We start from the raw sequence: 12159 nt of genomic DNA on the forward strand, positions 1-12159 counted from the left end.
CAATCAGGAGATGACAATGGCTCGAAAGATTGACAGCACGGCAGCGTTCAATCTCAGTGGTGCCTCGACCCGGATCGACCTTTCGACGAAGAACGCCCGCCAGATTCGGGATGCGCTACCGTCTGGGCTGCGAGTCGGGGACGAGCAGCTGCTCCGGAACCTCGCCGACGGCCTCGCCGAGGTCGAGATGATGCTACGCGACGTCATGCAGAGCGACGTGCAGGCCGTGCACGAGGCTGCGTTGTACCCGCTCGGAACGGAGGCAATACGTTTCCGTCCGCTGTTTACGCTTCTGTCCGCGCAGTTCGGCCCGAAGCAGGACAAACGGGTGCTGATCGCGGCCGCAGCTGTCGAGCTCGTGCACCTGACCACGGTGTATCACTGTGCCGTCGTGGGCAAGGCCGCCACACGGCGCGGCGCGGCAACCGTCAATACGCGACGGGACAACACCGACACCATCCTGACTGGCGACTTCCTGCTCGCACAAGCCTCACGATTCGCCGCTGCACTCGGAGCAGACGCGGTACGGATCATCGCCGAGACATTCGGCGAACTGGTCACTGGGCAGATGCTCGAGACCGTTGGCCCGGCCAAGGGCACCGATCCAGTCAAGCACTACCTCACCGTGGTCAGGCAGAAGACCAGTTCGCTGATCGCGACGTCCTGCCGGTTCGGAGGAATGATGTCTGGCGCGTCTGAGGAGCACACCCAGGCGCTGTACAGCTTCGGAGAGATCAGCAGCATCGCCTTCCAGATCTCCGACGACATCATCCACCTCGCAACGCCATCGGTCGAGCCGAGCAAGGAACAGACCACCGAGCGGCGGGAAGGCGTGCGCACGCTGCCCATACTGTACGCGCTGGCCGCCCAGGCGGCGGACCCCCGGCTGGTCGAGCTACTCTCAGGGGCGATCACCAACGACGCACTCGTAGCCGAGGCGCTGGAGCTACTGCAGCATTCTGGTGGGCTAGAACGTGCGCGGGCCACCCTTTCCGACTATGCCTCCCGAGCACGTACCGCGCTCGCCGTGTTGCCAGCTTCCCCCGCACGCGACGCCTGCGAGGCGGTTGCCGACCACATGGTCGCGCGAACGTTCTAAACGTGGAGAAACGTGTCCATACCACTCTGGGTAGCGATACTGCCGACCTCTCACCAGGATGGCTGGAAGACAAGCATGTCTCGCGATTTCACACGATCCATAAGCAGGTACCCGAACTCCGCGTTTCAAACCGAGCCGCCACCTGATGTCACGAACTCTCAACAGCTAACCACCTCGTTCCAGGTTCAGTCCTTGCACATCAAAGAACGAACCTGGAACGACTCAGGCGTTTGTCATGTCTTGCGCGATAACCGCGGCACACACCGCCCGCGCACCCTGACGGGGCGAAAGGTTTCATCGAAACGCCCTCACAGGTAGAATTTGGTTCATAAGCGGGCTTGGCCGCTCTGGACAAGCAGATCTCCACCGCTCCCGGCACTGCAACGGTCGACGCCGTGCTGTCCCGGCTGGCTGGCAACCTGAAAACGGTTCTTCAGCAGCTCAAACAGGTCGATCGAAGTCGCGGGGATATTCGATGCACACCCACTTGCCGGGGTCCTGCTCAAGATCGGCGACGCCTTGAACCTCGCAAACTCCGTACGTACGTTCGGCCGGTTTATGCCGGCATCCCCCTCGGCACCGGAAATCAAAGCCGCTACCATGAAATACATCCACGTTCACCGCACCCGCATCGAAGTCGCGTGGACCGTCGGCCAACAACGAATCGCCGGACAGGAGGAAGGACTGCTGCCATGAAATGGAACCTGCGCTTGACCGCCGCCAACCGCGGTATCTGGAGGGCCAGCGAACTGCACCGCACGTTCGCCGAGCACGGGCTCACAATCTCCGCGGGCAAAATGGTCCGGGCTCTGGTCAGGCAACCCCGCCAGCATCAAGCTCGCCGACCTAGACGTGATCTGCGCTGTGCTCGGCTGCGAGATCGGCGAAATCCTCATCCCCGAGCCGAAGAAGATCCGCAAGCCAGTCACTGAGGAGACGCCGAATGCCTCGGCCGCCGGACCCTCATAATAGTCGCTACCCCACTGCTGGCGAGCCGCAAGGCTGCGACCAGCTGCCGGTGCCGTGGCTGGTCGCAGCCTTGGCAGTAGGGCTGGGCCCTGTCGTCGGCGGGATGGTCGGCGACCTATTCGCCGGGCCCGCCCTCGGCCGGACGCCGAAGCTCGTGCAGGTCGGCAGCGCGCTCGGTTTCAGCAGCCAGACGACCTCGCGTTCGACCTCACCGGCGGATACGCGCTGACGTTCGGCAGCACCGCCGCAGTAGCGCTCGCCTGGTGCGGAGGCCCTAGCCGCAGCTCCCGGCGGAGTGCCAAGCCGACCACCGGAGGGCAGGATCCAGGAATGCCACAGCCCGCCGATGCCAGGCAGGTCCGCCCGGTAACCGTCTGCGATCCGGAAGTCGTCGCACTGATCAAGGCGCTCGACAGAGATCTGGCTGGCTCCGGGTACACCGAGGACGAGAGCATCAGGTGCTCGACGCACAAGCTATAGGTCGAGACGGTGCACCTGGTCAGGTGCCCAACATCGGAAGCCGGCTGGCTGGCATGGGCGGGCATCGAACTCCAGGACAGCGGGCCGCCGAGCTGAAGTGTTTCTACCTGGTGCCCGATCTCCGCGGTTGCTGAGGCCGGGCACCATCTTCGATGCGCTCGAATGCGCCATACCCGCAACCACGGCGCGATAGCGCCCAGGGCAGAGACCGCTGGAGGCAGCACCCAGCAATTCTCCTTCTACCGCCGACGCGGCTTCAGGACGGTCCCCACATCGACCGCGAAGGCGTCGATTCTGCATGCAACGCGGCAGTTGCGCAGAGACCGACGGGGACGCCATCTGGAGGGTACCGCAGGTTGGGCACCGGAGAAGGTTCGTAAGGTTGGCCTCCGTAGCGCCGCCTTCTCCGGCGTCGGTCAAGCGGCAATAGCACAAGGTTGTGGCAGGTCACAACTGCCGATCGGCCGTGCGTTAGGGGTCATCTACCGTCGGCTGGGTCTCGTCGAACTCCCCGTCGTGAGCGATGCGGATGTCGTTTGCGCGGTCGAGGTCTTCGACGCCCAGTCACAGCACTTTCTTGGCACGGGCTGGCGGGGAGTACAGCATCGACCTCAGCGTCCGGTCCCCGATCGACCGGCGTTTGCCAATGACCAGGTGGTCGATCTGCTCACGTGCAGACGCGACTCTCGTCGGGCACCAGCCAGCCCTCAACCTCTGTGACAAAATTGGAACGCCTCCAGATCTGAGCGCTCCTGCGCACCGGGGACAGTCAAGACCTCGGACGAATTAACCCCCGCCCGGATCACAGTCCTCCAACCTCGGCACAGCCAGCGGAACGCTGCCTCCACTCGACCAGTGCCTTCCGAAGAAAGGGGTTCCGATCGACTGCGACGTCAATATACATTGTGTACCGTCCCATCAAACAACACCGCTCGTCGCCACCCTCCGGTTGGACTCCTTTAGCTAACCGCGATCGGGATCGACCACATGATCCCCATACCCGGAATACTGGAAACATTTGAGCACACACACAGGACGGTAAGCAAAAGAAACCACCCCAATAAAGCACACGCGGAAGCCGACGGATTTAGCACCCAATCCCTTTCAAGCTTCGAATTCTAGCTTTTGCCGCAGACACTTCCCGCTCAGATGGATTTTCGCTGAGCGGCCTATCTGGATGCCAAACCCATTTAGGCCATAAGGAGATTACTCCAGGATGGGCCATAATGATGTGCTCTTCACAATCAGTCGGCATGGCCAGAAAGTTGTATGGACCAACTCCAAAGTGCCGATCACCGTGAACGTTCCGAAAATGAGAAACACCACAGGGGCAACGTTGAATATAGGTGACCCTAATTCGTGAATTCTCAGCCAAGGTCCTCATGGACCGCGTCACGGCAGCAATAGCCACCCCCGTAGGTTCCCCTGGAAAATACGCTCGAAGTATCTCCTCAATAGAGATAATTCCCTGCCGGGCGATGCCGTCTAATACAAGCCGCTGCCATCTTCCAGGAAATCTAGTCATAACGCCGCACAACCTCCCGCCCTGAGCACAGGGTTCCACTCGTCTACTGCAGCCCACAAGAAGGGCACCACGACAGTACCCGTTCAACCTACTGCTCAAAGTCGCACGAGATCGCCTACCACCTGCGCGACTCCCGAGCGAAGGCGTTCTTCCACTTCCCCGGTAGTCCAAGCCCGCCACTCGGCAAGAAGGGCGAAGCGTTCGCGAAGAATCCTTTACGGACCTGTTGACCCAGCAGCCAGCGACTTAGGAGAACGTCGACACCGACTCGTTCTGGACCAACGGACACCACCGGTACGCCAAAGGGTGCCGAACTCACGCACGTCAACCTGACACTCAAGACACAATCCACCTTCGACGGACCGGCACTGTAAGCCAGCGGTCCGCAGCAGGTTCCAAAACCGTCAAGCCGCGGACAACACACAGCAAATCGCATCCGCACCAGGTTTCCCAAATTGGCGTCGAGAGCTTACGGGTGACCCTAGATGCAACAGATTGCAAATGCTCCCTCAACCTCCGTTTCGGAAAATTTCCAGAGAAGAACTACTCGACCACCTTAACTTAGAATTTCCGATCCGACAGCACCCGCCGAGGAGAACTCGTGAATTTTCCCGATAAACTGTTCACCCAGAAGACCATCCCTCCAGACGATAAAGTGGACAATCTTGAATGGACTTCCCTCTACGGGAATCTTCCTAGTCCCGCTGGGTGCTGCGAACCCACTGTCGATAACCGATAGGCCATAGTTCTCACGAACCAACTCCTGCGCCATAAGGAGGTCCATTTCACCAACGACTCGCGGACTTGAACCAGCACACACCGAAAGCTTTAGAAATCCTGCTCGCACAGCGGCCGGCGTACAGGAAGAGAATATCCACCTTTCCTCGCCCAGATCGGAAAAGCTAACGACGGCACCCTCCCCCAACTGCTTCTTATCACTCGCCAGCGCCACATACTCGCTCCTGCCAATCATTATTTTTCGCGTTCCGTCAATCTTTACGGGGGGAGCGAAACCGACACCACTCACTTCTGATAAGATTGCAATATCAACCTGCCCACGAGAGATTCCTTCCGTTAAATTCTCAATATTACCCCCGGCGGAAAGATGCATTCCCCACTCTGGCTCAATCTCGGAAATGGCGGCCACGACCGGTGCCACGAATGGACCCGGCATGCTTGCCATCCGAATAAATCCCGAAATTACACCCGCACTACGCGCAGCACGCACCCGAAATCGATCGGACAAGTCCGCCACCAGTGGCACCAAGTAGTTCGTTGACTGGATCAGCGCCCGACCGGAATCCGTTGGAATCATTCCTGTTGGCGTTCGAATAAAGAGGGATGCTCCGAGATACCTTTCCAACTTGGCGAGCTGCTGCGTTAACGAAGGCTGACTGAGTCCGATTTCTATGGACGCTTTGCTCAGAGAGCCTAGCCGGGCGATTGAATTGACCAATTTAAGATGTCGGAGCTCAAGTTCCACCAGCACTCCATGCAGGTTACGAATAAAACTAATCAACCGCTAAACGTTTACATTGAAGCTAATTCTTATGAATGCTCCCTCAGCAACCTGCGCAACGTCCCTTCGCTGCCAATCCCAGTTTTTCGAGCCGCCGAAGCAAGCGTTTCACCGGCCGCAAGCAAATCGACCACAATTTCCAGTCGAATAGAAGTGACGTACCTTACCGGACTCAGGCCAACTCGCCGATTACAGAGCCTGGACAAGTGGCGAGTGCTGATGCCGACACGTCGCGCTAGCGTGGTAAGCCGATGATCTGCAGCAGGCTCCAAAACCACCGCTTCGTAAACCGCTTGCACTGGATCATACCGGCGACGGGCAACCCGGGTTGCCAACGACAACTGCGGATGGCCCTCATGTCGACGGACAAACAAAACCAACTCTCGCGCAATTTCATGCGCGAGACGCGGATCGACGTCCTCCTCCACCAACGCAAGCGCAACATCCAGCCCGGAACTTGCACCAGCAGAGGTAAGAAACCGACCGTCGCGCACAAAGGCAGCACTACCGTCAATTTCCAGATCGGGATATCGCTCCCGAAACAATCCGACAAATCGCCAATGTGCGGTCACTCTCCGACCGACCAGCAACTGAGCCTCCGCGAGCGCAAACACGGCTGCACAGATTGGCACAATGCGTTTCGCACTTATCGAAAGTTTGCGGATAGCGCTAACTATATCAGAGGGAGGCCTTTCGGCCGCCAGGCATTCCCCGCCTGGGATTATCAGGGTATCTACAGCGCTGATGGCATCAACCGCGCAGTTGACCTCGAGCTGAACGCCAGCAGAGGTAGTCACCGCACTCCCGCTCACCGAGCACAGCTTTACTTCATAGCTCGCGCCGAGATCATTGGCACTGGAAAATACTTCACTCGGTGCTGCGACATCAAGTGTTCGCACACCGTCAAACACCAGTATCACTACCCGATGGGGAGCCATCGCCCGAGGCCTCATATCGCTGATAGTAATACCGTCAGCACCCCTGTTGACAATATAGCAACAGGACTATGGCCAAATCCGACCACCTTTTGGCCAATATGCACGACCATGAATGCGTTCCTGCTCACCTACATCTATGTCGGACGCCGCCCGTCACGCCAACCATGATGTCCACTGGCCTAGGCACGGCACATGCCCGCTGTCCCTCCAGAGGCGATGCAGGTGTCAGCCCTCCATCGGTCCCCGCGCGCAGGCCCCAGACCGGGGTCTTTGCACAAGGCTGCATCTCAGCCGGCTCATGCACGCCAGCGATCCCGACGTTCCTCGCCTTGTTCCGGATTCTCCGGAACAAGGCGAGCCGAGGCCGCGCCTCCCTTGCCCGCGTGTTCGCCCACCGGCGAACCTCACCCGCCACAGCAGCGCATTCCAGTTCGAACCGAACTAATCTGATATGCCAGCAGCATGAGGAATCCCCTCCCCAGGGAATTCGCGCGAGCAACAGTGGTGGAGTCTCCGGCATAACATTGGCCCCATGCCTGACCTTCTCACGACCGGGCAAGGGCTGTTTCCTTTTATGATCCTTACCGAGCAGGCAAATATGGGCCGCCGTCGGCCGCACTGGTTACTGCCTGGACGATGCGCAACCGCATCCGCACCGGACGCGCCGGCTGGGCACTCGCTCACGAAACAAGACGTCACGGTGGTATGCGGGTCTGCTCCGCAGTCACCGACCTACCGAAGATACGCAAACGGGGAACCGCTCCGTCCAAGGTTGCGGACGTACAGTTCCAGGCCTCCGCCCCAGTTCGAGCTTGGCCTGAATCATCATCGCGCTGCGACCGGCGCTTCTGGTAATCGCGCGAAGCAACTCCTGATTCAACGCTCGTCAGTCTTGCGCCTCATACCTCCCGATCTGTCGGCAACCGGGCCAAGACCGTAGCCAAAAGCAAAGAACCACCGTATCTGCCTCCGCGAAATCAATTGACGAACATACAGCGGGTATCCGGCGGAACCTGCAACGCCTGGATTCGACCGTCCCGCGCCGACAGGAGGCTGCGCGACGACCGCCGAGTTGTCCCTGCGTCGCCGACCTTTCGCGGTGAAACCAACAAGCACACGTTCAGGCTCGAGCTCTCAGGAAACGTCTGCCCGAGAGTGGCTGAACAAAAACCCGTCCATCGCATCATCGCCAAGGTCTTCTATAGCGCAGTATCACCCGCGCCGCGGGCGTCGAGGCGCGTCTGCCCAGTCCTAACCGAAGGCTTGAGAGAACACGGCTAGCCTTCTGCCGTGACGATCACGACCTGCAGTGTCCGAGGGCCGTGGACGCCCTCGACTCGGTCCAGTTCGATGTCGCTCGTCGCGCTCGGGCCGCTGATCCAGGTTTGCGGACGACGCGGGTCAAGGACGGAAACTGATTCCGGGATCCCCGCAATCACCCGCGCTTCCTCGATCACGCACACATGCACGTCGGGCACCAAGGTGGCCGCGCGACGGCCCTGGCCTGGCCCGTGATCGAGAACGATAGTGCCGGTCTCGGCGATGCCGACGGCGGCAGTGGTCACCACCCCGTCGCAGCGGTCGAGCACGGCCACGGGGACGTCCGGACCGTCGGTCACGACCTCGATGCTGTCCGGAAGGTACTCGACGGGAAATCCGGGCGGGACCACGACACGCAATACCGTGTTGCCCCCTGCAGCGGCGTTTTGCAGCGCGCGGGATACCGCGCTCGCCACATGCGGCGTTGTCGCCTTCGCGACGCCAGCGCGATAGTCGGCGACGCGCTCTGCGAACAGGTCGACGATCTGCTCGGGGGACCTGCCGCTGCTCTGCCGCGGACGGTCGATCGGCACGTCGACTATCGGGTCTTCGATCGTAACGTCGGACAGGGCCCGCCGGGCCCGCCCGAGGGTTTGCTCGCGCGCGCTCACGGCTGTCCGCCTCCCTGCCGCCGGTCGGCGGGTTCGTCGCCGGCGGCGCGGCTGCCGCCCTCGGTGCGTTTCCACCAGTCGCGAAACGACTCCGCGGCGGGCAACGGAATGTCGCGGGACTGCGACCAGCCCGCGGCCGGCCCCGGCAAGGGGCCGAGCACGCTGCGCCCGCCCGGGGCGGTTCGCCCGCGCTTGCCCACGATGCGGCTCCCGAGCCCGGCGGCCTTTTCCACGACGCTGGTCCGGCGGGCCGACGACAGTGTCCACGACGCGGCCTTCATCGCCATGTCTTGAACCGAGGGCGACGACGATGCCGCCTTGTTCTGGTCGACCACCCGGCTGCGCAAGTGCACCAGCACCTCGGGAATATCGATCCGGACCGGGCAAACTTCGAAGCAAGCGCCGCACAGACTCGACGCGTAGGGCAGGGAGTCCGCCTGCGGGTCGGATCCACGCAGCGGCGGGGTGAGGATCGCGCCGATCGGCCCTGGGTACACCGATCCGTAAGCGTGCCCGCCGGTCCGCTCGTAGACCGGGCACACGTTGAGGCAGGCCGAACAGCGGATGCAGCGCAGTGCCTGGCGGCCGACGGGGTCGGCGAGCACATCGGTGCGGCCGTTGTCGAGGAGGATCACATGGACCTCCCGCGGTCCGTCGCCGGCGGTCACGCCGGTCCACATGGAGGTGTAGGGGTTCATCCGCTCGCCGGTGGACGAACGCGGCAGCAGCTGGAGCATGACGTCGAGGTCCTGGTACGTCGGCACCACCTTCTCGATGCCCACGACCGAGACGAGCACTTCCGGCAGGGTCAGGCACATGCGGCCGTTGCCTTCGGACTCGACGACAGCGAGCATGCCGGTTTCCGCGACCGCGAAGTTGGCTCCGGACACCGCCACCTTCGCCCGCAGGAATTTCTCCCGCAGATGCGTCCGGGCCGCTTCGGCCAGCCGCTTCGGGTCGTCGGTCAGGTCCGGCGGCGCGGGCTTGCCCGCCTTGCCCATTTCCCGCAGGAAGATCTCGCGCACCTCGGCACGGTTGCGGTGGATCGCGGGGACCAGGATATGGCTGGGCAGGTCGCCGCCCAGCTGAACGATCAGCTCGGCCAGGTCGGTTTCCCACGCCCGGATGCCGGCGGCTTCGAGCGCGCGGTTGAGGTCGATCTCCTGAGTCGCCATCGACTTGACTTTGACCACCTCGCCGGCATTGTGGCGCCTGGCGACCTCGACGACGATCCGGTTGGCTTCGGCCGCGTCGTCGGCCCAGTGGACCGTGGCACCGGCCGCGGTGAGCGATTCCTCCAGCTGCTCGAGGCATTCGGGAAGGTGCCGCAGCACCCGGTTCTTGATGGCCTCGCCTGCCAGGCGCAGCTGCTCCCATTCGGCCACCTCTCCGACCACGTTCGCGCGTTTGGCGCGAATCGTGCTCGTCGCGTGGGCGAGGTTGCGGCGCAACTGGCTGTCCGACAACGCTTTCTTCGCCGCGACCGGGAACTTCGGCATGCCGAGAAAGGTGCCGCTCATCGAACCGCCGCCTCCTCGGCGCCGTGCCCGGATCCGGCCGTCTCGGTCGCCGCCAGGGTTTCGGCAAGATGCATGACCCGGATTCCCGAACGCTCCCGCGACAGCAGACCGCCGATGTGCATGAGGCACGAATTGTCTCCCGCGACAAGCACATCCGCGCCGCTCTCGCGGACGTGCCGGGCCTTGTCGCTGCCCATCGCCACCGACGTATCGGCGTTCTTCACCGCGAACGTGCCCCCGAACCCGCAACACTCAGCGGCCGAGGGCAGCTCCAGCAGCTTCAGCCCCCGGACCGCTTCCAGCAGTCGCACCGGCCGATCGCCGACTCCGAGCATCCGCAGCGAATGGCAGGTCGGATGGTAGGTGACCCGATGGGGGAAATACGCCCCGACGTCGACCACTCCGAGCACGTCGACCAGGTACTCGGTCAGTTCGTAGACCGGCGGGGCTTGGTCGACCGCCCACACCAGCGCCGGGTCCCCGGACCGCTCGGCGACCATCCGATGCTGATAACGGACCGACCCGGCACACGATCCGGACGGCACCACGACCGCGTCGCATCCGGCGAACGCGTCGAGATGGTTGCGCAGCAACGGCACCGTCTCGTCCAGGTAACCGGTGTTGACCATCGGCTGCCCGCAACAGGTCTGCGCGGCCGGGAAATCGACCCGGACGCCGAGGCGGCGCAGCAGGGCCACCACCGCGCGGCCGGTAGCCGGGAAAAGCGCGTCGTTCATGCACGTGACCATCAGGCCGACGCCGGACATAAGTCCTCCGGTTCAGAAGACGTGGACGGAGGGGATGTGGTCCGACCAAGATAACTGTATGGTTCGACCAAGCACAACCGGGAAGTCGGAAAGGGATCGGGCATGCGGGACAACGTCTTGGCCGTCGGCGATCGGGTGCCGGAAGTCTCCCCTGATGCGTGGGTCGCCGGCACTGCCGTCGTCGTCGGCTCGGCGAGCGTCGCGGCCGGTGCCGGGCTGTTCTACGGGGCCGTGGTCCGCGCGGATCTCGAAGCAGTCTCGATCGGTGCCGGCAGCAATGTCCAAGACAACGCGACAGTGCACGCCGACCCCGGCTTCCCGGCCCGGATCGGGATGGACGTCTCCGTCGGGCACGGGGCTGTTCTGCACGGCTGCACTGTCGAAGACGGCTGCCTGGTCGGGATGAACGCGACTGTCCTCAACGGAGCGATCATCGGCGCGGAGTCTCTCGTGGCGGCCAACGCACTGGTGCCCGAAGGCGCCGCGATCCCGCCCAGGTCGCTCGTGGCGGGCGTGCCAGCCAAAGTCCGGCGATCGCTGAGCGCCGAAGAAGTCGCCGGCCTGCGCCGCAATGCCGAGGTGTACCGCAGTCTCACTGAGCAGCACCGGAACATCGCCGGCACAGCGCGGTGAAGCCGGAACAAGCGGTGCCCGCTTCGGCGACACGCACGCCTGCGGGGCAAGCGACCACGCCCGCAGGGCGGCAGCCCACCTATGAAATGGTCCTGAACCACGTCGAGAAACAGTTGACGTCCGGCCAGCTGCGGCCCGGCGATCGGCTGCCCCCGGAGCGGGAACTGGCCGCACAACTCGGCGCCAGCCGACAGGCTGTTCGCGAGGCGATGCGAGTCCTGCAAGCGCAGGGCGTCATCCGCTCCCAGGTCGGCACGGGCGACAAGTCCGGCACCATCGTGGTCCCCGCTCCGGCACGCGCGCTGGGCCGCGTGCTGGCCCTGCACCTGGCTGTCGACTCGTTCCCGGTCGACGACGTCACGGAGGCGCGGGTGATGCTCGAGCGGTTCTCGGCCACGCTGGCCGCGCGCCGCCGCAAGGCGGCCGACCTGCTGCGCATGGAAGCCGAACTGGACGAGATGGACGCCGACCTCGGCCCGGAACAGTTCAGCGACGCCGACGTGGCCTTTCACGTCGCTATCGCGGGCGCAGCGGGCAACCGCCTCGTCAACGAACTCACGGTCGCCATCAGGGAATCGGTCCGCGGCCTGCTGCTCGGCACCGTGGACGAACAGGGCGGCTGGGAAATCCTGCGCGAGCGCCTTCGCGCCGAGCATCGCCAGATCTACGCCGCACTCGCCGACGGTGACGACAAAGGCGCCGCCGACCTCATGGAATCGCACGTCCGGCGGTTCCACAGCCGCTTCTAGCCCACGCCCGCGCAACCCAACGGAGGGTC

Annotated in this window: 11 protein-coding genes; 5 read left to right on the forward strand and 6 right to left on the reverse strand. The window is 63.0% G+C overall.

Annotation, left to right across the window (positions count from 1 at the left end):
- Window positions 1–16 precede the first annotated feature (16 nt).
- Complete coding sequence (locus tag DMP23_RS20355; RefSeq protein WP_337822125.1) at window positions 17–1099, forward strand: polyprenyl synthetase family protein; 1083 nt, start codon at window positions 17–19, stop codon at window positions 1097–1099.
- Window positions 1100–1425: 326 nt separating this feature from the next.
- On the opposite strand, the gene DMP23_RS20360 is transcribed toward DMP23_RS20355, so the two are convergent.
- Complete coding sequence (locus tag DMP23_RS20360; RefSeq protein ID WP_337822126.1) at window positions 1426–1710, reverse strand: hypothetical protein; 285 nt, start codon at window positions 1708–1710, stop codon at window positions 1426–1428.
- Window positions 1711–1930: 220 nt separating this feature from the next.
- Between DMP23_RS20360 and DMP23_RS20365 the strand changes: the two genes are divergently transcribed.
- Entirely contained in the window at window positions 1931–2068 is a 138-nt protein-coding gene (locus DMP23_RS20365; protein ID WP_337824423.1) for a helix-turn-helix domain-containing protein, read from the forward strand.
- Window positions 2043–2297: a hypothetical protein gene (locus DMP23_RS20370; protein ID WP_337822127.1), complete on the forward strand. Its 255-nt coding sequence runs from the start codon at window positions 2043–2045 to the stop codon at window positions 2295–2297. Before DMP23_RS20365 ends, DMP23_RS20370 begins: the two co-directional genes overlap by 26 nt.
- A gap of 2332 nt (window positions 2298–4629) precedes the next feature.
- Here the strand turns inward: DMP23_RS20370 and DMP23_RS20375 are convergent.
- The 5 genes from DMP23_RS20375 to DMP23_RS20395 form a co-directional block, all read right to left on the reverse strand.
- Window positions 4630–5562, reverse strand: coding sequence for a LysR family transcriptional regulator (locus DMP23_RS20375; RefSeq protein ID WP_337822128.1), 933 nt, complete (start codon window positions 5560–5562; stop codon window positions 4630–4632).
- A 59-nt stretch (window positions 5563–5621) separates the two neighbouring features.
- Window positions 5622–6545: a GlxA family transcriptional regulator gene (locus tag DMP23_RS20380; protein ID WP_337822129.1), complete on the reverse strand. Its 924-nt coding sequence runs from the start codon at window positions 6543–6545 to the stop codon at window positions 5622–5624.
- Window positions 6546–7807: 1262 nt separating this feature from the next.
- The gene (locus DMP23_RS20385; RefSeq protein WP_337822130.1) at window positions 7808–8461 is read right to left on the reverse strand and encodes a LutC/YkgG family protein; all 654 of its coding nucleotides are present in this window, start codon (window positions 8459–8461) and stop codon (window positions 7808–7810) included.
- Window positions 8458–9981 carry a LutB/LldF family L-lactate oxidation iron-sulfur protein gene (locus DMP23_RS20390; RefSeq protein WP_337822131.1) on the reverse strand — a complete coding sequence of 508 codons (1524 nt, stop codon included), beginning with the start codon at window positions 9979–9981 and terminating at the stop codon, window positions 8458–8460. The genes DMP23_RS20385 and DMP23_RS20390 overlap by 4 nt, the downstream gene beginning before the upstream one ends.
- A complete protein-coding gene (locus DMP23_RS20395) occupies window positions 9978–10748 on the reverse strand; it encodes a (Fe-S)-binding protein (protein WP_337822132.1) in 771 nt (256 codons plus the stop codon). Before DMP23_RS20395 ends, DMP23_RS20390 begins: the two co-directional genes overlap by 4 nt.
- 102 nt (window positions 10749–10850) lie before the next feature.
- On the opposite strand from DMP23_RS20395, the gene DMP23_RS20400 reads away from it, so the two are divergent.
- Window positions 10851–11381, forward strand: a complete 531-nt coding sequence (locus tag DMP23_RS20400) for a gamma carbonic anhydrase family protein (protein WP_337822133.1) — start codon at window positions 10851–10853, stop codon at window positions 11379–11381.
- Window positions 11382–11467: 86 nt separating this feature from the next.
- Window positions 11468–12130, forward strand: a complete 663-nt coding sequence (locus DMP23_RS20405; protein ID WP_337822134.1) for a FadR/GntR family transcriptional regulator — start codon at window positions 11468–11470, stop codon at window positions 12128–12130.
- Window positions 12131–12159 lie beyond the last annotated feature (29 nt).

The sequence above is a fragment of the Amycolatopsis sp. A1MSW2902 genome (assembly GCF_017312175.1).
Taxonomy (GTDB): domain Bacteria; phylum Actinomycetota; class Actinomycetes; order Mycobacteriales; family Pseudonocardiaceae; genus Amycolatopsis; species Amycolatopsis nivea.